Origin of the sequence: Cohaesibacter gelatinilyticus (assembly GCF_900215605.1) — a bacterium.
GTDB lineage: Bacteria > Pseudomonadota > Alphaproteobacteria > Rhizobiales > Cohaesibacteraceae > Cohaesibacter > Cohaesibacter gelatinilyticus.
The window spans coordinates 1-26086 of record NZ_OBEL01000010.1 but is presented as its reverse complement, the minus strand read 5'-3'; the positions used below and the strand labels follow the sequence as shown (position 1 = coordinate 26086).

General features: G+C 50.5%; 27 protein-coding genes and 1 other RNA gene. 17 read left to right on the top strand and 11 right to left on the bottom strand.

The annotated features are described in order from the left end of the window. Positions 1–81: 81 nt before the first annotated feature. The 4 genes from CRO57_RS23535 (at position 82) to CRO57_RS23520 (ending at position 2370) form a co-directional block, all read left to right on the top strand. Entirely contained in the window at positions 82–1023 is a 942-nt protein-coding gene (locus tag CRO57_RS23535) for a GlxA family transcriptional regulator (protein WP_097155984.1), read from the top strand. A 77-nt stretch (positions 1024–1100) separates the two neighbouring features. Next, the gene (locus CRO57_RS23530) at positions 1101–1541 is read left to right on the top strand and encodes a nuclear transport factor 2 family protein (RefSeq protein ID WP_097155983.1); all 441 of its coding nucleotides are present in this window, start codon (positions 1101–1103) and stop codon (positions 1539–1541) included. Between the two features lie 15 nt (positions 1542–1556). After that, positions 1557–2000 carry a MerR family transcriptional regulator gene (locus CRO57_RS23525; protein ID WP_097155982.1) on the top strand — a complete coding sequence of 148 codons (444 nt, stop codon included), beginning with the start codon at positions 1557–1559 and terminating at the stop codon, positions 1998–2000. Further along, positions 1933–2370, top strand: coding sequence for a carboxymuconolactone decarboxylase family protein (locus CRO57_RS23520; protein WP_097155981.1), 438 nt, complete (start codon positions 1933–1935; stop codon positions 2368–2370). Before CRO57_RS23525 ends, CRO57_RS23520 begins: the two co-directional genes overlap by 68 nt. 42 nt (positions 2371–2412) lie before the next feature. Here CRO57_RS23520 and CRO57_RS23515 read toward each other — a convergent pair whose 3' ends face one another. Next, positions 2413–3264: a DMT family transporter gene (locus CRO57_RS23515; RefSeq protein ID WP_097155980.1), complete on the bottom strand. Its 852-nt coding sequence runs from the start codon at positions 3262–3264 to the stop codon at positions 2413–2415. 178 nt (positions 3265–3442) lie between these two features. On the opposite strand from CRO57_RS23515, the gene CRO57_RS23510 reads away from it, so the two are divergent. Together CRO57_RS23510 and dapE are read left to right on the top strand one after the other, a co-directional pair. Then, complete coding sequence (locus CRO57_RS23510) at positions 3443–3907, top strand: DUF805 domain-containing protein (RefSeq protein ID WP_097155979.1); 465 nt, start codon at positions 3443–3445, stop codon at positions 3905–3907. A 93-nt stretch (positions 3908–4000) separates the two neighbouring features. After that, on the top strand, positions 4001–5176 hold the full coding sequence (dapE, locus tag CRO57_RS23505) for a succinyl-diaminopimelate desuccinylase (RefSeq protein ID WP_097155978.1): 1176 nt from the start codon (positions 4001–4003) through the stop codon (positions 5174–5176). 254 nt (positions 5177–5430) lie between these two features. Here the strand turns inward: dapE and CRO57_RS25415 are convergent, their stop codons facing one another. Beyond that, complete coding sequence (locus CRO57_RS25415) at positions 5431–5616, bottom strand: hypothetical protein (protein ID WP_425291301.1); 186 nt, start codon at positions 5614–5616, stop codon at positions 5431–5433. A 243-nt stretch (positions 5617–5859) separates the two neighbouring features. Between CRO57_RS25415 and CRO57_RS23495 the strand changes: the two genes are divergently transcribed. Beyond that, a complete protein-coding gene (locus tag CRO57_RS23495) occupies positions 5860–6468 on the top strand; it encodes a hypothetical protein (protein ID WP_097155976.1) in 609 nt (202 codons plus the stop codon). Positions 6469–6487: 19 nt separating this feature from the next. Here the strand turns inward: CRO57_RS23495 and truA are convergent, their stop codons facing one another. Genes truA through def form a run of 3 tightly spaced genes read right to left on the bottom strand, consistent with a single transcriptional unit; the run spans position 6488 to position 8790 of the window. After that, positions 6488–7282 (bottom strand): tRNA pseudouridine(38-40) synthase TruA, encoded by a 795-nt coding sequence (truA, locus tag CRO57_RS23490; RefSeq protein WP_097155975.1) that lies wholly within the window; start codon positions 7280–7282, stop codon positions 6488–6490. After that, positions 7282–8208 (bottom strand): methionyl-tRNA formyltransferase, encoded by a 927-nt coding sequence (gene fmt / locus CRO57_RS23485; RefSeq protein WP_097156042.1) that lies wholly within the window; start codon positions 8206–8208, stop codon positions 7282–7284. Before fmt ends, truA begins: the two co-directional genes overlap by 1 nt. A 54-nt stretch (positions 8209–8262) precedes the next feature. Then, complete coding sequence (gene def / locus CRO57_RS23480; RefSeq protein ID WP_097156041.1) at positions 8263–8790, bottom strand: peptide deformylase; 528 nt, start codon at positions 8788–8790, stop codon at positions 8263–8265. A gap of 154 nt (positions 8791–8944) precedes the next feature. Here def and CRO57_RS23475 point away from each other — a divergent pair, with 154 nt between their 5' ends. Next, on the top strand, positions 8945–10192 hold the full coding sequence (locus tag CRO57_RS23475) for a DNA recombination protein RmuC (protein WP_097155974.1): 1248 nt from the start codon (positions 8945–8947) through the stop codon (positions 10190–10192). Positions 10193–10204: 12 nt separating this feature from the next. Here CRO57_RS23475 and CRO57_RS23470 read toward each other — a convergent pair whose 3' ends face one another. Then, the gene (locus tag CRO57_RS23470) at positions 10205–10804 is read right to left on the bottom strand and encodes an META domain-containing protein (protein WP_170956232.1); all 600 of its coding nucleotides are present in this window, start codon (positions 10802–10804) and stop codon (positions 10205–10207) included. A gap of 263 nt (positions 10805–11067) precedes the next feature. Here CRO57_RS23470 and CRO57_RS23465 point away from each other — a divergent pair, with 263 nt between their 5' ends. Together CRO57_RS23465 and CRO57_RS23460 are read left to right on the top strand one after the other, a co-directional pair. Beyond that, on the top strand, positions 11068–12333 hold the full coding sequence (locus CRO57_RS23465) for a glycosyltransferase family 4 protein (RefSeq protein WP_097155972.1): 1266 nt from the start codon (positions 11068–11070) through the stop codon (positions 12331–12333). Positions 12334–12366: 33 nt separating this feature from the next. After that, positions 12367–13620 carry a lipopolysaccharide biosynthesis protein gene (locus CRO57_RS23460; RefSeq protein ID WP_097155971.1) on the top strand — a complete coding sequence of 418 codons (1254 nt, stop codon included), beginning with the start codon at positions 12367–12369 and terminating at the stop codon, positions 13618–13620. 3 nt (positions 13621–13623) lie between these two features. Here the strand turns inward: CRO57_RS23460 and recR are convergent, their stop codons facing one another. From recR to ffs, 4 genes are all read right to left on the bottom strand, one after another. Further along, complete coding sequence (gene recR / locus CRO57_RS23455) at positions 13624–14268, bottom strand: recombination mediator RecR (protein WP_097155970.1); 645 nt, start codon at positions 14266–14268, stop codon at positions 13624–13626. Positions 14269–14411: 143 nt separating this feature from the next. Continuing rightward, the gene (locus CRO57_RS23450; RefSeq protein WP_097155969.1) at positions 14412–14732 is read right to left on the bottom strand and encodes a YbaB/EbfC family nucleoid-associated protein; all 321 of its coding nucleotides are present in this window, start codon (positions 14730–14732) and stop codon (positions 14412–14414) included. A 128-nt stretch (positions 14733–14860) separates the two neighbouring features. Next, a complete protein-coding gene (locus tag CRO57_RS23445) occupies positions 14861–16855 on the bottom strand; it encodes a DNA polymerase III subunit gamma/tau (protein WP_097155968.1) in 1995 nt (664 codons plus the stop codon). Positions 16856–17012: 157 nt separating this feature from the next. After that, an RNA gene (ffs, locus tag CRO57_RS23440) (signal recognition particle sRNA small type) lies at positions 17013–17110 on the bottom strand. A 106-nt stretch (positions 17111–17216) separates the two neighbouring features. Between ffs and CRO57_RS23435 the strand changes: the two genes are divergently transcribed. The 7 genes from CRO57_RS23435 to soxR all read left to right on the top strand — a co-directional run bounded on the left by CRO57_RS23435 (position 17217) and on the right by soxR (position 23415). Then, a complete protein-coding gene (locus CRO57_RS23435; protein ID WP_097156040.1) occupies positions 17217–17624 on the top strand; it encodes an HIT family protein in 408 nt (135 codons plus the stop codon). A gap of 69 nt (positions 17625–17693) precedes the next feature. Beyond that, positions 17694–18671, top strand: coding sequence for an NAD(+) diphosphatase (gene nudC / locus CRO57_RS23430; protein WP_097155967.1), 978 nt, complete (start codon positions 17694–17696; stop codon positions 18669–18671). Further along, the gene (locus CRO57_RS23425) at positions 18661–19164 is read left to right on the top strand and encodes a GNAT family N-acetyltransferase (protein ID WP_097155966.1); all 504 of its coding nucleotides are present in this window, start codon (positions 18661–18663) and stop codon (positions 19162–19164) included. Before nudC ends, CRO57_RS23425 begins: the two co-directional genes overlap by 11 nt. Positions 19165–19285: 121 nt before the next feature. Continuing rightward, positions 19286–20224, top strand: coding sequence for an MBL fold metallo-hydrolase (locus CRO57_RS23420; protein WP_097155965.1), 939 nt, complete (start codon positions 19286–19288; stop codon positions 20222–20224). A 407-nt stretch (positions 20225–20631) separates the two neighbouring features. After that, a complete protein-coding gene (locus CRO57_RS23415) occupies positions 20632–22206 on the top strand; it encodes an inorganic phosphate transporter (protein WP_097155964.1) in 1575 nt (524 codons plus the stop codon). Between the two features lie 140 nt (positions 22207–22346). Further along, positions 22347–22781, top strand: coding sequence for a hypothetical protein (locus CRO57_RS23410; RefSeq protein WP_097155963.1), 435 nt, complete (start codon positions 22347–22349; stop codon positions 22779–22781). Positions 22782–22935: 154 nt separating this feature from the next. Further along, positions 22936–23415, top strand: coding sequence for a redox-sensitive transcriptional activator SoxR (gene soxR, locus CRO57_RS23405; RefSeq protein WP_097155962.1), 480 nt, complete (start codon positions 22936–22938; stop codon positions 23413–23415). A gap of 127 nt (positions 23416–23542) precedes the next feature. Here the strand turns inward: soxR and CRO57_RS23400 are convergent, their stop codons facing one another. Beyond that, a complete protein-coding gene (locus CRO57_RS23400; protein WP_097155961.1) occupies positions 23543–25756 on the bottom strand; it encodes an NADP-dependent isocitrate dehydrogenase in 2214 nt (737 codons plus the stop codon). Positions 25757–26086: the final 330 nt, after the last annotated feature.

The following is a 26086-nucleotide window of genomic DNA, read 5'->3' as shown; positions in this document are numbered from 1 at the left end:
GCTACCCTCTTCATTCATTGTGCAGAACTGGCGCATATGACATAATGCGCGCAAAATCCGACAAATTTAACGAACAAGCGCATGATACATATTGGAATTGCCGAATATCCAGACGCCCAAAAAGCTGCAATTTGGGGTCTGAAGGATCTTTTTGAAGCAACGGGTCGGTATCGCTCTCCCATAGCCTCACCAACTGGTACTATGAGCGTTGAAATCATCCAAGACTTTTCAAACAACCATGACGGCAAGTTTGACGCTGTGATCCTGCCGCCAAGTTTTTCCGCCCGTCCGCAGGGCGATGAACTGAAAGCGTTGTCCAACTGGATTTTACGTCATCATAAGAGGGGAGCACTGATCTGCTCGGTATGTGCTGGAACATTTCTGTTGGCTGCTTCAGGTCTTTTGGACGGACGACGAGCAACCACCCATTGGGGTTTGGCCGAAATATTCAGTGACGAGTTTCCGCAAGTGAAGCTGGAGACCGAGCGGCTGGTCATTGATGAAGGAGATGTCATCACAGCTGGCGGTCTCATGGCATGGACAGATTTAGGCTTGAAGATCATTGCCCGTTTTCTGGGGCTTTCAACCATGCTTGAGACTGCAAGACTTTTTTTGATCGATCCGGGCTTGAGAGAACAAAGCTATTACGATTTGTTTTCACCCAGTTTCACACATGGAGACGACCAGATATTGAAAGTACAGCACTGGCTGCATGCTCAGTATCAATCAGCTGTCAGTGTTCCTCAAATGGCAAACATTGCTGGACAGGAAGAACGAACATTCTTGCGACGCTTTCGAGCTGCGACCGGTCATACACCGTCGGACTATTTGCAGCGCTTGCGTATCAACAAGGCACGAGAGCTGTTGGAACTGACGAAGGAAAGTGTCGAAACAATCGCATCCAATGTTGGTTATCTGGATATATCCGCCTTTCGCAAACTGTTTCAAAAGATTGTCGGCCTGTCTCCCAGTGAATATCGCCGACGCTTTACGCCTTTGGAAAGCTCCCCCTTGAGAATTTGATGAAATCACCTCTTGACCTAGAGTGCACTCTAGCAATTAGATGATGGTGTCGGGCATCATTTTCATGGAGTTTACACATGACCGACAACACAAAATCCGACTCTTCACAGCTGACAATTATCGAACAGCTTTTTTACACATTAAAACAAGATGGCATTGAGGCCAGCCTCGAAAAACATGTCAATCCCGATGCTGTTTTTATTGGTGTGAGAGAAGAAAAATCCGATCACATACCGATATATGGCTCCTATGCGGGTCATTCCCAGATTACTCGATTTTTCGACACACTCAACTCTTGTTTCGATACGCATGTTTTTGAAATCAATCATTCTTTTCAAGATGATACCATAGCAATCGCAACAGGGTATTTTCATCATAAAACCCGTTTGACCAGTAGGGATTTTCGCAGCCATTGGGCTTGTCTGTGTCATCTGGGTAATGGCAAGATCAGCCAGTATCGCTTTTATGAAGATACCGCTGCCCTTGAAGCTTCACTCACCCCGTTCCCCAATCTCTAGATATGGAAATTCGCAATGAAAATTGGTGATCTGGCAAAGTTGTCCGGCCTATCCGTTCACACCATTCGATATTACGAAAAGGTTGGTTTGCTGCCGTCCGCTCATCGTGATGCGGGCGGTCGACGACAATATGGTCATGACATTGTCCGATGGCTTGATTTTCTTGCAGCTTTGAAAAGAACGGGAATGGGTATCGCCGATATGGTTCGCTACGCTCAATTACGAAGCAAAGGGCCAGAAACCGGGCAGCAGCGCAAGACCATGCTTCAGGTACAAAGACAGAAAGTTCTGGATAAAATCTCAGATCTTGAAGCCACTCTTCCCGTTCTGGATCACAAAATCATGCTCTATGACGATATGGAGCGCCAGCATTTGATGGAACAGAACGATCATGACAATTCTGAACACACAGACCTCTCAGCAACCGAACAAAAATATCTTGAAAGACGACGCTCTTGAACAGGGCCTTGCTTATTGCGCACAACATCATCCCCATTTGAAGCAAGCTATATCAGAGCGCTATGATGAACTGGTGCCGGATATGAGCGATAGCCTAATAGAGTGGGCTTATGGCCGCCATTATAGTCGGGAGGGGCTGGATGCGCGAACCCGTCAGCTGGCAACATTGGCAGCACTGACGGCACTTGGGGGGCAAACAGCGCCACAGCTCAAAGTCAATATCGAACACAGCCTTGCTGTTGGAGCCACAAGACGCGAGATCACCGAGGTGATTTGGCAAATGGCGGTTTACGGCGGCCTGCCCGCGGCAATCAATGGATTGAATGCCGCGCAAGAGATCTTTGATGCTCTTGATAATGCCCCAATCTAACAACAAACCCGGCGTGGCAACAAACAGATCCTCTTGATCTGTCTACTTGTTACCGCGAACCAGAGTGTAGAGACCGGAGATAACGATGATGGCGCTGCCCAGCAACGTCCACTGATCCGGAGCCTCGTTGAAAAACCAAACACCAATGATCATGGCGAACACCAGACGGGTATAGCGGAATGGAGCGACAACGCCAATTTCCCCCATCCTCATTGCCATGGTCAGTGCGTTATAAGCCAGCACACCGATCACAATTGCTGCAATCAGATATCCTGTCTCTCCCCAGTCGGGAGCAATCCAGGTCTTTGTGTAAAGAGTGGCAATGATGCCCGCGATGACCAGCATGAGAAAACCAAGAATGCCCAATTGCGCGTTGGTTAGATGAGGCGGAGCGGCACGCGTAGCCAAATCCCGCCCTGCAAATCCAATGACACCAAGAAGCGCAAAAATGGACATCAGCTCAAAATCTCCCGCTCCGGGCCGCAAGATCATCACCACACCACCAAAGCCGATGAAAATTGCCAGCCACCGACGCCACCCAACTTTCTCGTGAAAAACAAGAACAGCTCCTGCAGCAACGACCAATGGTGTCGCCTGAAGGATAGCAGATGCGCTGGATAGTGGTGATAGAGCAATGGCGATGGTATAAAATAGACGGCCGGAAATCTCAAACACGGAGCGGATAATCATGGTTTTCGACATCATGGCTTTTGAGAGCACGGGTTCAGATTTGACGAAAGCCGTAAGCGCAAAGATGAGCATGCCCCCTGCTCCAAACAAGATCAGGATTTCACCCACTGGCAAGCGCGCTGCAATGGCCTTGATCAAGGAATCTTCGAGAGTGAAGGCAAACATGGCCAGCACCATGAACAAGGAGCCTTTGAGATTATCCATTGAGGTCAATTCGGTAAAAGTTGGGATTGAGGCCGTGAGTGATGCACGATCCATTGGATGGGAGGTGATAGCTTAACGATAGTGGGGAGACTGTCAAATAATTTGAGGATGATCATGGACCAGCATTCCAAAGCATGCTTGAATTTATTTCCCGAGCCTCTAACACAAGGATAGCTTCATGACATTTGAAGGCTTGTTGTTCGATAGCGCTGGCAGAATTTCCCGCAAAGAATTTTGGGTGGCTCATCTGATATTGGTTCCCATGGAAGCCGCCGGTGCCTTTCTGTTCCGAGTGCATGAAAATTATCTTTGCGCACTGGATCCTACTCGACCTATGGGCATGCTCTATTATGCCAGTCTGGTGTTGATGGCTTCGGTCTTCTTCTTCATGTGGTATTGTGTTGTTATCAAACGACTGCGTGCCAAAGGCCGAGGGCATTTCAGCTTTTTTGCCTATGCGCTGCCTGTTTTGGCAACCTTGAGCGTTCTGGCTCCACATATTCCACTGGAGTGCAGCGTCGGTTTGCAGGAAAGAGTCATCTATTTGAGCGCCATGTTGCCATTCTGGGCCATTTATTTTGTTGATCTGGGAGTCTTGAAAAGCAAGTCTGAACGATCAGGACAAGCAGCTGGTACCATTTGAGATTTATGCTCGGCTACGTCTTGAAAGCTGTTACGCAAGCTTCTAGATTGCCACGGCCCACCCCGCCATTGTTTCAAAAGAAGTCTTGCCAATATGCCCCAACCGCCGACCGCACTCGAGATTACTCAAAAGCTCATTCAATGTCCAAGTGTGACCCCTCTTGAGGGAGGAGCGTTGAGCTATCTGGAAAGCTTGCTGTCCCCTTCCGGATTTGAAGTAGCACGCCCTGTCTTTTCCGATACTGATACACCAGACATTGAAAATTTCTTTGCCAAGATTTCTGGAGGCGAAGGCCCACATTTGAGCTTTGCCGGTCATACCGATGTGGTGCCAACGGGTGATGAAAGTCTTTGGAGCCTGCCGCCTTTTTCTGGTGAGATCAAAGAAGGCATGATTTATGGCCGCGGCACCGCAGATATGAAAGGCGGCGTTGCTGCCTTCGCCGCCGCAGCTTTGCGCTATGTGGCAGAATATGGTGCACCCAAAGGCACCATTTCTTTCCTGATCACAGGTGATGAGGAAGGACCAGCCATTAACGGCACCATCAAACTTTTAAAATGGGCGGCTGATCGTGGTGAAAAATTCAGTGCATCAATCGTTGGCGAGCCAACCAACCCAAATGAGCTGGGGGATGCCATCAAAGTAGGACGACGTGGCAGCCAAAGCGGACGTCTCACCATCAAAGGCAAACAAGGTCATGTGGCTTATCCGCATCTGGCATATAACCCTGTTCCATTGCTGGCCAAGATTGTCGCTCATATCAATTACAAGATCATGGATGAAGGCACCAAGTTCTTCCAACCAACCAATCTCGAATTCGTGACCTTTGATGTCGGCAACCCAGCCGCCAATGTCATTCCGGCCAGCGCTTCAGCTCGCTTCAATTGTCGCTACAATGATCTCTGGAACAAGGACAAAGTTGAAGCTTTTGTTCGTCAGGGGATTGAAGAATGCGGTTTGCCAGAAGGCTTTGAAGCTGAGCTATCCATGGAACGGGATGTCAGCCAGGTCTTTTTGACCAAAGCTGAAAATCTGATCTCTTCCTTCTCGGCTGCGGTGACCAAGGTAACCGGCAAGCAGCCAGAGCTCTCCACCGGTGGCGGGACGTCTGATGCTCGTTTCATCAAAGATTATTGTCCAGTCATCGAATTTGGTTTGGTCGGACAGACCATGCATCAGATTGATGAACGAATTGCCGTGGAGGATTTGGAGAAACTGGCAGAAATCTACTATCAGTTCCTGCTGAGTTATTTCCCACCAAACAAATAATACCACACAAGGATTTGGCCATGGCCAAGGATCAGCCCATCGGATTTGGGGATTTCATCCTCTCACTCTTGCCGTTGATGGCAATGGTGGGCATTGGCCTTGGTGTTCTGCATCTTATCAGCGATGAGATGCCGATCTTTGGTGCAGTCCTTCTGACATTTTTGTCGCTCATCCCTCTTTCCATTGGACCACTTTTTTTGATGCTTGTGGCCTATGGAAAAGGGATGCCTGACGCTATGTTCCCAATTGCCATTTCATTCAATCACCTGCGATTCAAGCTTGTTCTTCCTGTATTTTTTCTGGTGATCGGTTGGATGTTTGATCTTTTGCCCAGTCTTCCATTTCTGATTTGGGGTGGCTTGGGGGCAATCTATTCTGTCTTTTGCCTTTGGCTCACCGCAGGATTGGTTGGCCGTGAATTGTTCGTCACCAAAAGCTATTCCTATCTGTTTGCAGCAGGGGCACTTTGTCTGGCAATTTTGTGATGATTGCTAACAACTTGCTATAAGGCGAAACAGTTTTCCCGAATGTTCCTCATCTTGTTTTTATCTATGGTGTGACTGCGATCTTCCCTTTCGCATTTCTCTTTTGACAGTTTCGCTTTTTACCTGTCTTGACCTCATCATCCGCTATAAGGTGCTGGTCCTAAGCTGGAGTTATTTGCAGAGCGGAGCATCGCTGTCTTGATCGGATATATTTTCTTTCATCTGGAAGTCGTATGGGCATTTGTGCGCGGTGATCGTGAAGCCCTTTATAAAGTCGATGCCACATCAACTGGATTGGTGCGCTCCTTCATAGCCATGGTGATTGTGGAGACAATCAGCCTTCTCTATGCCATCGGTTTTGGCACCATCGAGAATAGCTTGCTCATGCGAGAAGGCGGGCTCTTTTATCTGCCTCTGCAGCTCTTTCTGGATTGGGGTACCGTGCCTTTGGCTTTCTTCATTCTGTCCGGCCCCATGGGATTTCGAGATCGTCTGATCCCCCTCATTGTCAGCTATAACTGGATGAGTGTCATTGTTCTGATGCTGATCCTGTTGCCAAGTGCCATGGTTACCGGCGGTGTTGTTGCTGGCGAGATGGTGCTGATCGTAATGGTAGGCGTTTATGGCACGGCCCTATGGCTGACTTATCGTCTGCTGGACTTCATTCTCGATCAAGGAATGAGCATTGCGCTGGGCTTGACCGTACTGACCATGATTTTGGGCATTACCAGTGCCGCTATCTTGAGCGAGATCGCGCAAAGCCTTCCCCTGATAAGCGAAGGGGCTGACGCAAGACCCGTAACTTAAAATCTTCGAGCCGGTTTGGCTATTTTTTTTGGTACCCAACCCAGGGCTCTTCTGGAATGATGTAATCCAGATCCTCTGGATAGTCCACCTGTGTCAGATAGAGCCCATCAGGCGGAGCAACGGGACCGCAGGCACGACGATCTCTTGCTTCGAGAATTTCCGTGATCCATTCCACCGGCTTGCGGGCAGACCCAACTTCGACAAGTGACCCAACAAAAGAACGAATCTGGTTATGGAGGAAGGATCGGGACATTGCATCCAGATAGACCCATTCTCCTTCACGGATAACCTTGAGATATTGCATGGTGCGCCACGGGTTCTTTGCCTGACAAGCTGTTGCCCTGAAGGTCGTAAAGTCATGGTGCCCGATTAACAGCTCACAACCTTGCTGCATCAGATCGATATCGATGGGATAGCTATATTGCCATGCTCGACCACGCTCGAAGGTCAGCGGTGCTCGGCGATTGCAGATACGATAGCGATAATAGCGACGAATAGCAGTGAAACGACTATCGAACTCATCGGTGATTTTCCATGCACCAAGAATGGCAACACCAGTCTCTTTCAAAAAGTGATTGAGTGCTTCAACAAGCTTTTGGGAGTGCCAATCGCGCTCCAGATCCAAATGTGCGACCTGCCCCGTGGCATGCACCCCGGAATCTGTTCGGCCAGCTCCGAAAACAGCGGCACGTTCCCTTGCAAACTTGAAAATGCAATCTTCAATCAGACCCATCACACTCGGCGCATTGTCCTGGCGCTGCCAACCGGAAAAAGGGCGCCCATCATATTCGATCAAAAGCTTGTAGCGAGGCATCAGGCGATCGTCTCTCCAATCTTGAGAGCTGCACCGCGCTGGAAGTCTTCTGCATTCATCGCACCCTTGCCGGAGCGCTGCAGCTCGATCAGGCGGACAGCTCCCTCACCACAGGCGATGGTCATGTCCTCATCCAAAACAGAGCCTGGCTCACCTGAACCATCAGCCAATTCAGAGCGGATGATCTTCACGCGCTGTTTCTTGCCTTTGATTTCCATCTCGCACCAGGCACCGGGGAAGGGTGACAGCCCACGAATATGGTTGTGAACATCCTGAGCAGGCTTGGAAAAATCGATACGGCTCTCTGCTTTCTCGACCTTCTTGGCATAGAGTACGCCTTCTTCATCTTGCTCTTGCTCAGCGAGCGCTCCGCGAGACAGTGCTGCCAACGAGCGCACCATCAGATCAGCTCCCAGCACCATCATTCGGTCATGCAGATCACCAGCAGTCATATTCTCAGAGATCGTAATGCGCTCGATCATGCAAACCGGACCGGTATCCAGTCCTTCACCCATACGCATGACTTCCACACCGGTCTCAGCATCGCCTTCCATGATTGCCCGCTGGATTGGCGCTGCACCTCGCCAACGCGGCAAGAGTGAGCCATGCAGATTGAGGCAGCCATTTTCGGGCGCTTCCAGGATTTCTTTCGGCAGCAGCAATCCATATGCCACAACCACAGCGACATCAGCTTGCAATGCCGCGAACTTTGCCTGCTCTTCTTCGGAACGCAGAGAAGTTGGCGTGAAGACTGGAAGCCCAAGCAGCTCTGCCTTTTCATGCACCGGGCTCTTGCGTTCTTCCATACCACGTCCAGCGGGACGAGGTGGCTGGCTATACACTGCCACGACCTCATGGCCCTGGCCTACAATTTCCATCAGGGTTGGAACGGCGAAATCAGGCGTTCCCATAAACACGACGCGCAGCATGGCAAGGGTCCTTGGCATTTGCCCCCGTTATTGCAGGTGGGGGTAATAAAATCAGAGAATGGCGTGTTTTTCTTTTTGGCGAGCAAGCTTGGTGAATTTCTTGATCACCCGGTCGCGACGCAACTTGGACAGGTAGTCGATGAACAACGCGCCATTGAGATGATCAAACTCATGCTGAACGCAGGTGGCCAGAAGACCATCACACTGTAGCTCCTGATCTTTACCAAACTGATCCAGATATTGAATCTTGATTTCGGCCGGGCGTTCAACTTCCGCGTAGAAATCAGGAATCGATAGGCAGCCTTCGTCATAGACGGACAGCTCATCTGATTGCCAGATGATTTTTGGGTTGATCATGCATATCGGGGCTTTTTCTTCCCCTTCCTTCGCACAATCAACGGTGAAGATCTGCCGTGCCACGCCCACCTGTACACCAGCCAGACCAATACCCGGAGCGTGATACATGGTTTCAAACATATTCTCGACAAGGCGGCGCAGATCATCATCCACGCGCTCTACCGGCGCTGACTGCTCTCGCAGGATCGGGTCCGGCAATGTAACGATATCCATAAGTGCCATGGAGGTGAGATAGGCCGAATCCGCTTCCCGGTCAATGATCAAGTCAGGCAAAAGCGGCGATTTACGCAGCTTTGAACGGCATTCGGCATTGCTCCGGAATTCGATATGTTCTCTTTTTGTTTTTCCTTAATCCGAATCGATCTATACTCGCATCATGAATGAGACTGTTTTGAGCATAGGCCAGCAACATTTGACCGGATTTCAATTATTGTTTTGCGGCGTTGCTTTTCTGACCTTTTTGTTGATTTGGCTGTTATGGACCCTGGCACGCACCAATCGTCAGCGGGCGTTGGAGCTATCCATGAACCAGAGTCAAAACCGTGCCCGGCAAGCTCAGGTCGACGAGATGCAACGTTTGCAAGTTGAAATGACTGGCCGCATGCAAAGCATGGCGGAGATTTTTTCCACCCGCCAAAGCGAACTGGCACAGGCTTTGACCACCCGCATGGATGGTATGGGCCACCGACTGGGGCAATCATTGAACAAAAGCCTGGGAGAACAACAAAAGGCAACTCATGATAATTTGCGTGCCTTGCATGAACGTCTGGCGGTCATCGACAAGGCACAAACCAATATTACCGACCTGTCAGGTCGGGTGGTGGAACTTCAGCATATTTTGGCGAACAAGCAGACGCGAGGCGCTTTTGGTCAGGGGCGCATGGAAGCAATCATCGCCGATGGTTTGCCATCCAATGCCTACGATTTTCAATATACGCTTTCCAATGGCAAACGACCTGATTGCGTCATCCATCTACCCGATGACGGTGCCGTATTGATCGTGGACGCCAAATTCCCGATGGAAGGATGGGCCTTGATTGATGACGCCCAGAATGCGGAAGAAGACAAGGCAGCACGGGCCAGCTTCCGTCAGGATATGAAAAAGCATATCAAGAATATTGCTGATCGCTATTTTATCGTCGGAGAGACACAAGAAACTGCTTTCATGTTTGTACCGTCTGAAAGCCTATTTGCTGATCTACATGAACAGTTCGAGGACATAATCCAACTGGCGCATCGCGTCAGGATCGTAATTGTTTCGCCGTCTCTTCTGATGCTGTCCATCCAGGTGGTTCAGTCGATTTTGAAAGATGCCCAAATGCGTGAGCAGGCTCATATCATTCAACGAGAAGTGGCGCTGTTGATGGAAGATATCTACCGCCTTGATGATCGAGTACAAAAATTACAGAGCCATTTTCAGCACGCGGTCAGGGATATCGAGCAAATACAGACCTCAACATCCAAGATCGTCAAGCGAGGTCGCAAAATTGAGGACGTGGATGTACAGGAAAGTGAGCTCAACCTTGCTACTGATGGGATCCAAAATGCCGAGGGCAGAAAAGTTGCTGCGGGATCCACACAATCGCATTTGCCTCTGATGCCGGGCGATGAATATGTGCGCTAAATAAAAGGGTACCTATTCTGCACGTGAGAGCGTAATCAGATCCTGACCACTTTCATCCTGGAATGATACCTGATCTGCATCCTTACGCTCCAGCTGGCTGACCTGATGGAGGATCTGCAAGATTCTTTGCTCGACTTGTCTTTGCGCCTTGTTACATTTGGTTTCGTTGCTCAACACCATTCCGAGAGAAAACTGCTCTTCATTCCAAAGAATGGTTCCCGTGTTGTGCGCGCACCCTGTCGTCATGGTGAATTGACCATTTTTCCGCAATGTCAGTACCGCTGGATTGAGCAATATTTTTTGAACCTTGCGTAGATTGTTGTCTTGCGTTCTAACACTTTTAATCGTCCATCGGCCAACCATGGTGATGGGTGTTATGGTCAAACCGCTTTGACCATTTTCAATCAATGCAGGATCTGGAATGGAAGCTATTATGCCAATTGCATTCAGCTCGCCCGGACTGGGTGAAAACACACGTCTATCAAGCTTGGGAATTGCAGAAGTTGCCTGAAAATCCGCTGCTGTTCCATGTTCGTGCGCATGGGAAGAAGCAACAGGGACAAGGCAAGACGCCATTCCAAACAAGAACGAAAGATAGAAGCCGCTTTTCACGATGTCATGGTCCCCACACATAACGGTTGTAAATTGGCTTAGAACCAATCGCGTGAGTTCTAGACTAGAAGCATTGTAAAATCTACTTGGTTCGAGTGCTTTTTCCGTAAATACTCACTTATTTTGCAACGCAGCATAAATCTTCTCGCTACTCTCCAATAAACTGCGACAAATTTTCCTCCAATTAGATGGTTGTTAGGAGTCTTGTGGTTATAACTGAACTTAACAAACTCCGATTTTGTATTGTGTAACTGGGGTATCCAATGTTTAAGCCAAGCACGCGTGAGGGATCTTTGTCCCTGGATCAAGTCAGCGATAGTGTTGACCATCCAGACAGTTTCCGTCGTCTTTATGTCGTGCTAGATGGCACATTCACCCTTCATGATGGAAAACCTGCTTCCTATAATATGGATTACGATTTCTTCAAACGCTATTGCGATGCGTTCGACGAGGTTGTCGTGGTGGCCCGGCTATTTGAAAAGGAAGATGAAGCCGCTCGTCCAGTCGAAGGACCCAAAGTACGGTTTGAGCCTCTTCCCTCCTATCAAGGTCCCAAACGCTTTTTGAAAGCTCTGCCCAAGGTGATCGCCCAGATGATCCGTATAGCAAGGGACAAGAGCGGCACCGTGCTTGTGCGTTCTCCCAGTACGGCAGGGAATCTGATGGGACATGTGATGATGGCTGTTGGTCGCCCTTATGGCATTGAACTGGTTGGAGATCCTGCGCATGCCTATTCCAAGGAGAGTTTGCAACATCCGCTCGCTTCCGTTTTTCAGTGGATGTTCACCAATAGCTGCAAGTTCCTGTGCCGTCGAGCTGAGACTGCATCCTATGTAACACGTGATACCCTACAGAGAGATTATGCACCCGGGCCCAAGACACGTGCCTTTCATTATACATCTCTCGATCTGCCGATCGAAGGGCTTAGTGAACACCATCGCACGGCAGATAGTTTTGCCAAACCAACATTGCATCTGGTGCAGGTTGCGATGATGCAAAATTGGTACAAGGGACACGATATTTCTCTTGGCATGATGGCAGAATTCAAAAGGCAGAATCGCGATATTCATCTTCACCTGATTGGTGATGGTCCCATGCGCACCGATTTTGAAGCAAAAGCCGTTGAGCTTGGCATTGATGATCACATCACCTTTGTAGGTCAACTCAAGGCAGGCGAGGCTGTATGGGACGCGATGGATCGTGCTGATATGCTTATTCTACCTTCTCGACAGGAAGGTTTGCCGCGGGTGGTCATCGAAGCCATGGCCCGCGCTCTGCCCGTTGTCTCCAATCGGGTTGGAGGCGCTCCCGAGTTGTTGGATGACATGCAAATGGTCAATGAATTGAGCATTGATACTTTCACAAAACGTGTAGACGACAATCTGAACGATCCCGCTCTGCTTGAAGAACAATCCAAACGCAATCTGCAGCATGCTCGTCGCTATATGCAGCCGATTGTTCAGAAACGTCGAGATGCCTGTTATCGTGCCTTGAAATATCAATTGACCGCTCAAGCTCAGTTCATCTGAACTTCTTGAACCTCAAGCCAATCAGGCCAGATCATGACCCTGAAGAAGAATTTCATCTGGATGCTCTTAAGCCAGGGTGTGTTTTCCGGGCTACAATGGCTTCTGGTTATTTTGCTCGCTCGTGGTGGTGGTGCCGAACATGTGGGCCAATATGGATTGGCATTGGCATTGACCACTCCAGTTCAGATCTTCTTCAATCTTTCATTGCGCACTGTCTATGTCACCTATCGTGGTGAGGACCATTCTTTTGGAACATTTTGGCGCCTTCGGCTCCTGAGTCTGATCCCGGCAACCTTTCTTATCATTGCCCTCGCATTCATCTTTGGAGATGGCCCGCAAGTGCGATTGGTAATCTTGCTGGTCGCCATTGCAAAAATGGCAGAAGCCTCCTCTGACATGCTGTATGCCCTGCCGCAACGGGTGAACCAGATGGACAAGGTCGGCAAGAGCATGATGGTGCGTGCGATTATAAGCACTGCCCTGTTCGCTCTTCTTTATTGGACCAGTCAGGACATTGTTCTGTCTCTCGCCTGTTATGCAGCTGGTTGGGTTGGGGTTCTACTCTTTTTCGATCGTCTTGTCATGGCCGCACCCTATCGCGACAAGAATGCCGAGCGGCACGGACTAAGCGGATCTGCGCTCTTCTCTCTTGCCAAACATGCGATGCCGATTGGGTTGGCCAGTTTCGCTACAGCCATCGCCATCAATATACCTCGGTTGATGCTGGAACAAAGTGCTGGCACGGCTGAACTCGGTATTTTTGCAGCTCTTACCTATTTCATCTTGCTTGGCAGCATGGTGGTGAATGTTCTGGGGCAAGCGGTTCGCTCACCTCTGGCCACGGCCTATGAGCAAGCCAATGGCAAACGGTTTTGGGCAATTATCGGCACTGGTTCCTGCATTGCAATCGGAATGGGCATCATCTTCTGGTTAGGCACCCTGATAATTGGAGAATGGGTATTGAGAGTGGTTTACGGATCAGAATTTGCTGTCCATTCCACACTTTTTTGCACGATCGGCCTTATCTCCATGCCTGTGTTCCTGGGCACATTTCTTGGCTTCTGTCTGCCGTCAGCCGGGTCTTACCAGCTCTGCCTCTATGCAGCCCTTTTCTCACTGATCGCATCGTTTGGCGCATCCATGATTTTGGTGCCTGTTCAAGGTGCGGAAGGCGCTGCATGGGCCTATGGCTGGTTTGGCTGTGCTGCCAGCTTGCAGATGTTGCTCTTGATCCGACAATGGCTAAAGCGCGCAAGCATGAAGAATCGGTCAGTATCCAACCGTTAGGTTCTACTCAAAGGATGTCCTTGATCGAATGGCCTGCAGGAGTGTGCCTTCATCCAGATAATCCAGTTCGCCACCGATTGGCACTCCGTGTGCCAATTGCGAGATGCGGATTCTCTCAAAGGTTGGATTATCAGCTTGTAAATCCTTAGCCTGATTTTGCAGTTGATCAGTGATGTAGTGGGCTGTTGTCTGACCCTCTACGGTGGCATTGACTGCCAGAATGATCTCTCTAATGTCACCCTTGGCCGTACGTACCAGAAGTCCGGGAATATTCAGATCGTCCGGTCCAATACCATCGAGCGGTGATAATGTGCCGCCCAAAACATGATAGGCAGCATTGACAACACCTGCTCTCTCCAGCGCCCAGAGGTCGGAGACATCTTCAACCACAACCAAAAGCGCAGGATCGCGCCGCCGATCGGTACAGATTGTGCAGGGGCTGGCACTGTCGATATTTCCGCAGGTCTCGCAAATCTGAACCTTGGTGACGGCCTGATTGATGGCGTCCGCCAGCGGCACCAGCAATTGGTCTTTCTTCTTGATCAGATGCAACGCCACTCGTCGGGCAGAACGCGGGCCAAGCCCGGGCAATTTGGCCAGAAGCTGGATCAGCTTTTCGATTTCCGGTCCTGCTACTCTGTTTGCCATGGGCTTGCCTGTGTCTTTTTCTTCAAATCGTGATCCAGTTTTAGACCATGTCGCGATGAGTTGACCTCACTTTGAATGGTCTAACTCCTTGCTGGCGCTAATCTTTTGCCTTGGCTTGTGAAAGCAAACCAGCGAGGCAGGCACTAGAATGGCATTTTCATGCCCGCCGGGAGGCCCAGATCACCGCTCATCTGCTGGACTTTTTCCTGCATCGCTGCTTCTACCTTTGTCTTCGCATCGTTGTGCGCAGCCATGATCAGGTCTTCCAGGATTTCAGCTTCCTCCGCATTGATGAGAGATGGATCTACGGACATTCCCTTCATCTCACCCTTACCGGAGAGAACCACTTTGACAAGGCCGGCACCTGCTGTACCTTCAGCTTCCATTTCGGCCACTTCTTCCTGCATCTGAGCCATCTTGGCCTGCATTTCCTTGGCCTTCTTCATCATCTTCATCATATCCATGATGCAAATCCTTCTTTTCTCAACGCTTCACGAAGCAGCTATTGGCCAGTCCAATTTGGCCCGTCAGGTGAGTTTGAAATCTATATGCCGCTACAAGGGGGCAAATTCAAGAGCTGAGGAAAACAAGATTAGAGATCATCATCCAGTCCAAAACTGTCATCGTCACGCAAACTCATTTCCAGCAAATTCTGATCTGTCAATTCTGCTGCATCTTCGACAACCGGTGCCAGATAGTCCTCTTCGAAATCCCGATTGATGCGTACATCAACGATCTTTACGCCCGGGAAATGTTTTCGAACAGCTTCAACAGTAGGATGAGCGTCTGCATCATCGCGCGCTTTCTGGACTGCCTGCTCTTTGCGTTGCGACAGCGTATCCTGTCCATGCTCGCGTGACACTTCAATCGACCAGCGTTGACCAGTCCAGTCCTGCAAACGACGGTTCAATTTGGCAATCAATGCCTGATCAGGACGATCCTGAAAGGCAATTTCCAAGAAGCCCTGACGCACGGATACGGGGCGAACATTCTGTTCCAGCGCAATTTTGAGAGCAATATCACGGTTCTTGCCTGCAAGACCGACAATCTGCTCAAAACGCGTGATCTGCATGTTGCCCGTTTTGGGCTTGCTTGTCTGTTGCTGACTGGCATCCTTTTGCTTGTCGGCCAAGGCATCATCGCTTTGGCTGGCGACAAGTCGCAAATTCGCAGGCTTTACAGGAGCTTGCTCGATAGTACCAACGCTTTGCTGCGGACTTCCGGACACTGCTGCCAAATTGCCGTGACGCGCCATAGCTGTTGGACCGGATGGCCGTCCAATTGGCGGTGCCTCTGTTGGCTGGCCATTTGAGCTTGCTGGAACTGTGGCATCCGGCGGTGTGGAAGGCCCAGAGCCGGCACCAGATGGCATCGGAGGGCGGAAATCCTTGTTGGTCAGCATCTTCAAGGCTTCATCAGGGGTTGGCAGATCAGCAACGTAAGCCATACGCACCAATACCATCTCAGCCGATGCCAGAGGTCGAGGCGAGGATTGTACCTCGGACAGACCTTTAAGCAACATTTGCCACGCCCGGGATAGAACGCGCACCGACAAACTCTGCGCATATTCGCGCCCACGGGTCTTTTCGCTTTCCGTTGCCGCCGCATCCGAATGAGCATCTGGTGTCAACTTCAAACGAGTGACCAGATGAACAAAATCAGCCAGATCGGACAGAACGATTGAAGGTTCCGCGCCAATATCATATTGCTCCTTGAGCTCTTGCAGGGCAGCAGCAATATCCCCCTTCATCAGTGCCTCAAATAGATCGATTATGCGAGCTCTGTCTGCCAGTCCAAGCATCTGACGTGTCGTTTCCGCTGTAATCTTGCCTGCGCCATGCGCGATGGCCTGATCCAATAACGAGAGTGAGTCACGAGCTGAACCTTCGCCTGCCCTTGCAATCATCTGCAAGGCATCTTCCTCGATATCGACCTGCTCTTTTTCGCAGATCTTACCCATATAATCAGCCATGACACGGGCATCAATACGACGCAGATCAAAGCGTTGGCAGCGGGACAGGACGGTAACGGGAACTTTGCGGATCTCGGTGGTCGCGAAGATGAATTTCACGTGCTCGGGTGGCTCTTCCAGCGTTTTCAGCAGGCCGTTAAAGGCTGCTGTGGAGAGCATATGCACCTCATCGATGATATAGACTTTGTAACGGGCGCTAACCGGTTTATAGCGTGCAGCTTCGATAATTTCACGAATATCATTGATCGAAGTATGAGAGGCAGCATCCATTTCCATGATATCGACATGGCGGCCTTCCATAATGGCCTGGCAATGAATGCCCAATTCTTTCATCTCGATCGTCGGGGTATCGATCTTGCCTTCAATCTCATAATTGAGGGCTCGAGCAAGGATACGGGCTGTGGTGGTTTTACCTACTCCACGCACACCGGTCATCATATAGGCTTGGGCAATACGACCTGTGGCGAAAGCATTGGTAAGAGTGCGCACAAGTGGGTCCTGCCCCACCATGTCTTCAAAGCTTTGCGGACGATATTTACGCGCCAGAACACGATAGCCCTGCTTGAGAGCTTCGCCAGCTTCGCTCTGTTCCATGCCAGCCTTGGTATCGTCCATTCGCTGCGCCCTTTGCCTTCTACCAATCTCTCAGGAAAGTTTTCCCACCAAGAAGATGTACAACTTTATCACGGGCACAAACAAGGGGCCAAGTACACCCATGCAAAGACAATGTGCCTGGGGCTTGTAAAGATTACCAAATTGTAAGAGGAGATAAGTGGAAGGCTGAACAGATGACCCGCTCTTTAACTCGTTAGGGCTGCTTCCTTCCGGACCTGACCCGGTTGGCGAGGGGAACGTCCATTGCCAACCTTCCGCCTTCCATATGTCATCTTGTCGATGCTAAAGCAAGAGGAGAAGTGATTCACTTGTGTGCTTTTTCGTCATAATTATGCTCATTGATATCAAGGATTGCGAAAATATGTCCGACTTTGTACTCGATACCCGCCTTGAAGCCGATACCTTCCCACTCTGCGAGTTGGAGCTTTGCACCGTCCGTCTGGCGAAGGACGCCAATTATCCTTGGTTGATCATGATCCCGAAAGTCGCAGGAATAGCGGAACTGATTGACCTTTGCGGACAGGATCAGCACCGCCTGACCGACGAAATTGCGCGCATTTCCACAGCGTTACAATCGGTCACACAGTGTGACAAGCTAAATGTTGCTGCTCTTGGCAATATGGTGCGTCAGCTTCATATTCATGTCATCGCTCGATATGAGACAGACGCTGCCTGGCCTGGGCCGATCTGGGGAGTGAACCCTGCCGCAGACTATGAAACTGACAAAGCCGATGAGTTGATTGAGAAAATCAAGAACGCTCTTGGTTAGACCTTTGTATCGATTTTGCGTTTGAGGTTTGCGGGTTTGCAACCATCATCAGTTTTAAGGACGACCTGTATGTCTGATTTTTTCGCAGTTCAACATGCCATGATGCCCATGGATCATGTCGGCTATGTCCATAATCGTCTGGATCGCGATACCGAGCATCGCACCGAAGACAGCCTGTCTGATATGATGGTGCAAACCGGGTCCCGTTTTTTCCTGATGCATGGCGACAATGTTTTACTTAGCCAACGTGGTGAGCGCTGGAACGCATTGGTATGCGAGCGGCGCGCCAAGGAATTGGGCGGCGAGATGGATAAGATCATCCTGCTTGGCACCGATCCGGGCGAACGAAACGCTCCACGCCTTGCTCTTCCCTTGAGCGATGAGGCTGCCGCCGAGCTGGAAGCAGGAGATGAGTATGAGCTCTGGTCCTTGCGCGCAGTTGGCATCAAAGGTGTATTGCCGCCCGATCAGGTAGGGGCTCTGGCTCAGGCGCGCAGCTTGCTGCATTGGCATGAAAATCACCAATTCTGTGCCAAATGTGGCCAAAAGACCGAGATCCGTTTGGCCGGTGCCCGCAGGGATTGCCCTTCCTGCGAGGCCATGCATTTCCCTCGTACGGACCCAGTGGTGATCATGCTCGCCATTCACAAAGATGAAAATGGCATCGAGCGTTGTTTGCTTGGTCATCACACCCGTTTTGAAGCGCCTATGTATTCAACCCTCGCAGGTTTCATGGAGCAAGGGGAAACCATTGAAGCAGCTGTCAGGCGTGAGATTTTCGAGGAAGCTGGTATCGAGATCAAGGCCGTTCGCTATGCAGGTAGTCAACCTTGGCCATTCCCGGCCTCATTGATGCTTGGTTGCTATGCCGAGGCAACGAGCAGCGAGATCTTCTTGGACGAGACCGAACTGACCGATGCTTGCTGGTTTACCCGTGAAGAGGTTCGCGAAATGCTTACTCGTGATATGGACAGTGAGCTACCACATGTCCCACACGGCTTTTCCATCGCATCTTGGCTGATTCAGGGATGGGTCGATGGCAAATAATGGCAAAGTTCGTGCGCTGATAAAGACTGACCTCGCAACGTTCAAATGCATAAGGCTGGAATCCCTTCAAAGGGAGCCTGAAGCCTTTGCCAGCCATTATGATGATTGGATCGCTTTAGACGACGATGCGTGGCTTGAAAGGCTAACTGATGGCCATGCTCACGGGGCTTTTGTTGACGATGAAATTGTTGGCCTGATTGGGCTATTACCTGCGCAACCCCAAAAGATGCGCCACCGTGGCTCCATTGTGATGGTCTATTTACGAGCAGATCAACGCGGGACCGGCCTTGCTCGCACTTTGCTGAACACAATCATTGCAAAAGCACGAGGTCTCGGCCTTACTCAGTTGGAATTATCCGTGAGTGCCGAGAATCCAGCAGGTATTCGGTTTTATGAACGCGAGGGATTTACCATTTATGGTCGCCTCTCCAATGGCGTCATTGAGTCCGATGGCCGCTCTGTTGATGATATCCTGATGATGCGTTCGCTTTAGTCCCCGTTCTCTTCTCCATGACACCGATCACAAGCTGTTGTTTTGCCTCTCGCCAATCCAGTCGATAGTCTGACGCCCAAGATTGACTGTGACACATATCTTCTTTGGGAGGAGAAGGATCATGACCTACAGCATCTCACGTCGCACTGCTCTGATCGGCGGCGCTCTTGCCTCTACATCATTGGCATTTGGCAAAGCCGCATTGGCTCAGGACAAATCCATGAGAAAGATGGAACGCCCGATGTTGCATATGGCGAAGGCACGAGGCTTCAAGATTGGCAAATTTCAGGTCACAGCTCTTTTGGCCGGGTCGATTCCTCGCCCTGAACCGCACAAAATATTCGGCCTGAATGTATCAGCGGAAGATTTCAAAGCAGCCAGCGACGCCAATTTCATACCGTCGAATAGCGCGCAATTCTTTTTCACACCAACTGTCGTCGATACCGGAGAGGCGATCATCCTCTTTGATACCGGCCTGAATGCAGCCGGTATCACGGCAGCACTGTCTGAGGCTGGTTATGCGCCAACGGACATCACCCATGTGGTCATTACACATATGCATGGCGATCATATCGGGGGGCTGATGAATGAAGGCGCGCCCACTTTCAGCAATGTAGCCTATTTGACAGGTCAGGTGGAGTTCGATCATTGGGCGAAAGGTTCCAGCAAAAGGTTCGACTCGAATATGCGGCCATTGGCTGAGAAAACAAGTTTTGTGAAAGACGGCTCGGACATCGTTTCTGGCATTACAGCCATGGCGGCATTCGGCCATACTCCAGGACATATGACCTATCATATAGAAAGCGAAGGGCAGCGCCTTTTGTTGATGGCAGATCTTGCCAATCATTATGTCTGGTCACTGGCCTATCCTGATTGGGAGGTCAAATTTGATATGGACAAGACAGCGGCAGCACAAAGTCGTCGCAAGGTGCTTGGTATGGTGGCAACTGATCGCATTCCGATCCTTGGCTATCATATGCCCTTCCCGGCAGTCGGATATGTGGAGACGCGGGATCAAGGTTTTCGCTATGTGCCAGCCAGCTATCAATTAATGGGCTAAATGCACTCATCAGCAGGGGACTATCCCCTGCTTTTGCCCGGTCAATTCACAAGCCTCAACAAAGCAAAACAGAATCACTTTTCGAAGGGAAATTCACCTTTGAACGGCTGGTTTATGCGCTTTGCGCACTCAGTGCTGTCCAGTATTTTTTTACACTTTCCCCCCTATCCCCAGCAAAAAGCACTGAGTACGTCTTTTCATGGGCGATTACTTTCCGAAATTGACCAAACGAAACTAATTTTGCAATTTTTTCTACCATTTACGCTCATTTGATCTTGCTCATGACTTTCAAATGAAACACTGACTAGATCCAACCGAGCAGGATTCACCTGCCGTTTCGCTGAAATTCGGCCACTTGACGCCGGAAGGATGAGGCTTGCACCCATAGCGAGGTGTGAGGGGGGATTATGAAGGTCAGAGACTACCTGAAAATCGAAAGTGCAACCGATCTCAGTCGTTCCGAAGTAGGACGTTTGGGCACCGCAATTTTGTTCATCGTTGCAGTGATGGTATATACCGGCACACAATTTGCCCATGTCGAGCAGAGCTTCCTGCTGATTGCCGCTGCCGTAATCGGTGCCTATATGGCTCTGAATATTGGTGCCAACGATGTCGCCAATAACGTGGGGCCTGCCGTTGGTTCCTTTGCCATGTCGCTAACGCTGGCGATCTTCATTGCCGCCATATTTGAGGCAGGTGGTGCAATTATTGCTGGTGGTGATGTCGTCAAAACTGTCAAAAAAGGCATCATTGATCCTGCCACATTGTCCGATACGGATACTTTCGTTTGGGTGATGATGGGAGCTTTGCTCGGCGCTGCAATCTGGCTGAATGCTGCTACGTGGCTCGGCGCACCGGTATCCACCACTCATTCCATTGTTGGTGGTGTGATGGGGGCCGGTATTGCCGCTGCAGGTTGGGATATTGTCAATTGGGGCTCCATGTCCAAGATCGCCGCTTCCTGGGTCATTTCCCCGGTCACAGGCGGTATCATCGCGGCCCTTGCGCTTTTTACCTTGAAAAAGCTGGTCTTCTTCAAGAAAGACTCATTGCAGGAAGCGCAAAAGGTTGTTCCGGTCATGATTTCTCTCATGGCTTGGGCCTTCACCACCTATCTGGCGTTGAAGGGTATCAAGAAGCTCATCAAGATCGACTTCCTGACCGCACTCGGAGCTGGTTTTGTTGCCGCAGTCCTCTGCTACCTACTTGTCCGGCCGATCATCGCCAAGGCGATCCCTCGTCTGAAGCAGGATCGTGGCAGCGTGAACGACCTTTTCACAATTCCACTGATTTTCGCAGCAGCGCTTCTGTCCTTTGCTCATGGTGCCAATGATGTTGCCAATGCTGTTGGCCCATTGGCTGGTATCGTCGATGTGCTGACGCAAGGTGATGGTGGTTCCAAAGTTTCCATTCCTCTTTGGGTCATGATGATTGGTGCTATCGGCATTTCCTTTGGCCTTGCACTATTTGGTCCCAAACTGATCCGTACCGTAGGATCGGAAATCACGGAACTGGATCGCTCTCGTGCCTTCTGCATTGCCTTGGCTGCTGCAATTACAGTGATCATTGCCAGCCAACTCGGTCTGCCTATCAGCTCTACTCACGTTGCTCTTGGAGCAGTTTTCGGTGTTGGCTTCTTACGTGAATTTCTGGAACAGCGCATGAGCATTGTCGTGGAAAATGTCTTGGCCAAGCACGAAGGTGCAGCCGATTTTGATCAAGTTGAAATCGTGCTGCGTGACTTCCAGAATGCTCCACCAGAAGACAAATCTCGCATGCTGGATGCTTTGCGCGAAATGGGCCCTGAAGCTGTTATCACCGCTGCTCAGCGCAAGCAGTTGCGCAAAGCCCTGAAGCGTCAGTTGGTCAAGCGTTCTTCTCTTTTGAAGATCGCATCCGCCTGGATCATCACAGTTCCTGTTTCCGGTATGCTGGCAGCACTCTTTTATTTCGCCATTCGCGGAATGATGTTGCCGCACTAATAAGAAAATAGAGCCAAAACCTATACCCCCGTCATTTCCAATGGCGGGGGTTTTTCATTTGAACCTGTCAGACATCCGCGACGTCATAATCTTTGAACGCACAATCTAGGTTATATCTCTATCTGATTTCGAGGCCCGCTATGTTCAAACTTGTTTCTTCCACCCTTTCCCTCACCTTGCTCCTTGGCACTCTCACCTTTATCGGGATGAGTTTTGGTACGGCTACTGAAGCCTCAGCCGATAGCTGCTGGTGGCACAATGGGTCCTTGATGCGTTTGCAAGCGCGTGGAAGTCAGCGCTGGTTTTCTTATGAGCGCCCCCGTGCTGGCCTTTCAGTTAGCCCAGGCACATTGCTATTCAACGGCGAGAAGCGAGGCAATTACTATACAGGGACGGCACGCACATTTTCGCGTCACTGCCCGGACGCGCCCAATCTCTATAATGTTTCCGGCCCAGTTGCGCGGAGCCAAACCAAGGTTACCATGAGTGGAACAAGACAAGTCTTCAAACATTGCCGCCCTACCGGACGCTATGTCACCGACCAACTGGTCTTCACTTATTCTCACCGCTGTTAGAGCATCTTGAATGAATAGCGGCAAAGGAACATCAGAAGATCAGGATAAAGCTCATGCAAAAACGCCTTCTATCGCTGCAAGACAATTCAACATGGTTCTGCTAGTTTGATACTTCCTCAAGTATAATTGAGGTCAAAGGCCAAGGATTGATTATATGGTGCGTTTTCCTAAAGGACTCAGTGTCGGGCAGGTGGCCGAGCGCAGTGGACTAGCTGTCTCTGCCATTCATTTTTATGAGAATAAAGGACTTGTTCATTCCTGGCGCACCAGTGCCAATCATCGTCGCTATAGCGCAGCAGTTCTGCGACGTCTCGCCGTAATTCAGGTTGCTCAGCGAGCGGGCGTGCCACTAAGAGATATCGCCAATGCTCTGGCGACCTTGCCAGACGACAGCAAGGTTACACGGAAAGACTGGGAGAAGCTCTCCAGTCATTGGGCCGCAGAACTGGATGATCGCATTGCCCGCCTGCAACGACTTCGTAGCAATATGGGAACATGTATTGGCTGTGGTTGCCTGTCACTGGATACCTGCCAGTTGATCAATCCGGACGATCAAATTGCCCAGAACGGTCCGGGCCCGCGCTATCTGGAAGAAGATGCTCCGGAGAGGATCACGGATGCGCGTGAAAAATAACTAATATCACGCTGATTTTCGCGAGCCATAAACATTCACCAGAAGCAGTGACCTAATCCAGACATAGAAAAAGGCACCCGAACAAATCAGGCGCCTTTTCATTCTATTCGCTTAATCCTAGGGCAGCTTAGCCAAAGATGGCATTCAAGGTTGTACTAGGACGCATGACTTTAGCAGTCTTGGCTGGATCGGTGTGATAGTAGCCCCCCAGATCAGCCTCTGGCCCTTGTGCAGCTGCCAGTTCGGCCACAATCTTATCCTCACCCTCGACCAATGCCTTGGCGATTGGAGCAAAATGGGCTGCCAGATCCGCATCATCGGACTGAGCGGCCAGCGCTTCAGCCCAGTAGCGAGCAAACCAATAATGACTGTCACGGTTGTCTGGTTCTCCCACTTTCCGGGATGGAGACTTGTTGTTATCCAAGATGCCTTGGGTCGCAACTTCAGCAGCAGCACCAAGCACGCCAGCTTTGGCATTGCCTTTGCTGTCTGCAAGGAAGTTCAGGCTTTCACCCAATGCGCAGAATTCACCCATGGAATCCCACCGCAGGTGGTTTTCACCAACCAACTGCTGAACATGCTTTGGAGCAGACCCACCAGCACCGGTCTCGAACAGACCACCGCCATTCATCAGCTTCACGATGGACAGCATCTTGGCTGAAGTACCAAGTTCCAGAATTGGGAACAGATCAGTCAGATAGTCGCGTAGAACGTTACCAGTGATAGCAATGCTATCATTACCAGCGGTAATGGTGATCAACGACTGACGAGTGGCTTTACGTGGTGCCATGATCTGGAAGTTATCAGCAACGCCAGCAGCATCCAGCGCAGGTTTCACATATTTGATCAGCTCGGCGTCATGAGCACGGTTCTCATCCAACCAGAAGATGGCTTCAGAACCGGTTAGACGCTGGCGATCCATTGCCAGCTGGATCCAGTTCTCGATCGGTGCTTTCTTCACGGTGCATGAACGCCAGATGTCACCAACTTCTACATCGTGGCTGTGGAGTGTCTCACCATTGGCCAGAACCACGCGGATGGTGCCATCAGCTGGCGCTTCAAACGTGGTCGGATGGGAGCCATATTCCTCAGCCTTCTGAGCCATCAAGCCAACATTGGCAACCGCACCGGCGGTAGCAGGGTTCAGAGCGCCATTTTCCTTGAAGAAATTGATGCTCTCATCATAGACAGGCGCGTAACAATTATCTGGGATCACACAATTGGTGTCGCCCTTCTTGCCTTCGCCATCCCAGCCTTTACCACCAGCGCGGATAACCGCAGGCATGGACGCATCGATGATGACGTCAGATGGCACATGCAAGTTGGTGATGCCTTTGTCGCTATCCACCATATACATGGCAGGGCGAGTTGCATTCACTTCTGCAATTGCCGCCATGATGTCGGCATTGTCTTTGACGCGATCCAGCAAATCACCCATACCGGAATTCGGGTTCACACCCAGAGCATCCATCTCAGCGCCGAATTTCTCAAATACCGGTGCCAACCAGGCTTTCACTGCATGACCAAAGATGATCGGGTCGGAAACCTTCATCATGGTTGCTTTCATGTGCAGCGAGAACATGGTGCCGTCAGCTTTGGTATCTTCAATCACATCAGCGAGGAAGGAAGACAGAGCTTTCGCAGACATGAAAGTCGCGTCTGCCACTGTTCCTTCGGTCAACGGCCAAGCGTCTTTCAGGGCTGTTACAGAGCCGTCTTTGGCAACAAATTCGATTTTTGCATCGCCTGCCTGAGCAGCAGAAATAGTGGCTGATTTCTCATTGGCGTAGAAATCATTGCCTGGCATGGAGGACACTTTGGTCTTGCTATCAGCCGCCCAAGCGCCCATGGAGTGCGGGTTGTTCTGAGCATAATTCTTGACAGCACGTGCAGCACGACGGTCGGAGTTACCTTCGCGTAGTACCGGGTTCACGGCAGACCCCTTGATCGCATCATAGGCTGCCTTGATTGCCTTCTCTTCATCACTCTGTGGATTTTCCGGATAGTTCGGAACAGCAAAACCCTGAGACTGCAATTCAGCAATCGCAGCGGCGAGCTGAGGTACGGACGCAGAAATGTTCGGTAGCTTGATCACATTGGCATCTGGTGTCTTTACCAGCTCGCCCAGCTCGGCCAAATCGTTCGGGATGCGCTGCTCTTCCTTCAGATACTGCGGGACCGCAGACAGGATGCGGCCAGCAAGGGAAATATCCTTGGTGCCAACCTTGATATCAGCAGCAGATGCGAACGAACGGATGATCGGCAAGAAAGAGGCGCTAGCCAATTCTGGTGCTTCATCCACGATGGTATAAATGATATCTGGTGTCGAGCTTTCGGACATTTCCTTACCTTTCAGCAATCCCTAAAATCCGGGTCTCAAGGTGTCTTTTCGCCCTTATGCGCATGCAAATTAAGGCAGACCAATCCTTGTGACAATCCTCCGTGCCGGGTCTATCAGGCCCAGCGCCAGATAGCCAAGGATTTTTTCTTCAACTTCGGTCGCATGGGGAAGAAAAAAGCCTAAACCATCTCATTATTTCCCTAGTTTTGCTCTCTCTTGTTGGCGGAGTTTTGGATGGGATCGTGGCTGAAGCTCTGCCCCGTCTTGCGTTGCAAGCGATAGCGCGAGGCCAGACAAACTTATCAGTCCCACGAGGCTCTTTTGATTTCC

Bases quoted from the DNA above. Each gene is read 5' to 3' on its own strand.
- CRO57_RS23535 (WP_097155984.1), top strand. From the start codon at position 82: ATGATACATATTGGAATTGCCGAATATCCAGACGCCCAAAAAGCTGCA.
- CRO57_RS23530 (WP_097155983.1), top strand. From the start codon at position 1,101: ATGACCGACAACACAAAATCCGACTCTTCACAGCTGACAATTATCGAA.
- CRO57_RS23525 (WP_097155982.1), top strand. From the start codon at position 1,557: ATGAAAATTGGTGATCTGGCAAAGTTGTCCGGCCTATCCGTTCACACC.
- CRO57_RS23520 (WP_097155981.1), top strand. From the start codon at position 1,933: ATGACAATTCTGAACACACAGACCTCTCAGCAACCGAACAAAAATATC.
- CRO57_RS23515 (WP_097155980.1), bottom strand. From the start codon at position 3,264: ATGGATAATCTCAAAGGCTCCTTGTTCATGGTGCTGGCCATGTTTGCC.
- CRO57_RS23510 (WP_097155979.1), top strand. From the start codon at position 3,443: ATGACATTTGAAGGCTTGTTGTTCGATAGCGCTGGCAGAATTTCCCGC.
- dapE (WP_097155978.1), top strand. From the start codon at position 4,001: ATGCCCCAACCGCCGACCGCACTCGAGATTACTCAAAAGCTCATTCAA.
- truA (WP_097155975.1), bottom strand. From the start codon at position 7,282: ATGCCTCGCTACAAGCTTTTGATCGAATATGATGGGCGCCCTTTTTCC.
- def (WP_097156041.1), bottom strand. From the start codon at position 8,790: ATGGCACTTATGGATATCGTTACATTGCCGGACCCGATCCTGCGAGAG.
- CRO57_RS23475 (WP_097155974.1), top strand. From the start codon at position 8,945: ATGAATGAGACTGTTTTGAGCATAGGCCAGCAACATTTGACCGGATTT.
- CRO57_RS23465 (WP_097155972.1), top strand. From the start codon at position 11,068: ATGTTTAAGCCAAGCACGCGTGAGGGATCTTTGTCCCTGGATCAAGTC.
- CRO57_RS23460 (WP_097155971.1), top strand. From the start codon at position 12,367: ATGACCCTGAAGAAGAATTTCATCTGGATGCTCTTAAGCCAGGGTGTG.
- recR (WP_097155970.1), bottom strand. From the start codon at position 14,268: ATGGCAAACAGAGTAGCAGGACCGGAAATCGAAAAGCTGATCCAGCTT.
- CRO57_RS23450 (WP_097155969.1), bottom strand. From the start codon at position 14,732: ATGGATATGATGAAGATGATGAAGAAGGCCAAGGAAATGCAGGCCAAG.
- CRO57_RS23445 (WP_097155968.1), bottom strand. From the start codon at position 16,855: ATGGACGATACCAAGGCTGGCATGGAACAGAGCGAAGCTGGCGAAGCT.
- CRO57_RS23435 (WP_097156040.1), top strand. From the start codon at position 17,217: ATGTCCGACTTTGTACTCGATACCCGCCTTGAAGCCGATACCTTCCCA.
- nudC (WP_097155967.1), top strand. From the start codon at position 17,694: ATGTCTGATTTTTTCGCAGTTCAACATGCCATGATGCCCATGGATCAT.
- CRO57_RS23425 (WP_097155966.1), top strand. From the start codon at position 18,661: ATGGCAAATAATGGCAAAGTTCGTGCGCTGATAAAGACTGACCTCGCA.
- CRO57_RS23420 (WP_097155965.1), top strand. From the start codon at position 19,286: ATGACCTACAGCATCTCACGTCGCACTGCTCTGATCGGCGGCGCTCTT.
- CRO57_RS23415 (WP_097155964.1), top strand. From the start codon at position 20,632: ATGAAGGTCAGAGACTACCTGAAAATCGAAAGTGCAACCGATCTCAGT.
- CRO57_RS23410 (WP_097155963.1), top strand. From the start codon at position 22,347: ATGTTCAAACTTGTTTCTTCCACCCTTTCCCTCACCTTGCTCCTTGGC.
- soxR (WP_097155962.1), top strand. From the start codon at position 22,936: ATGGTGCGTTTTCCTAAAGGACTCAGTGTCGGGCAGGTGGCCGAGCGC.
- CRO57_RS23400 (WP_097155961.1), bottom strand. From the start codon at position 25,756: ATGTCCGAAAGCTCGACACCAGATATCATTTATACCATCGTGGATGAA.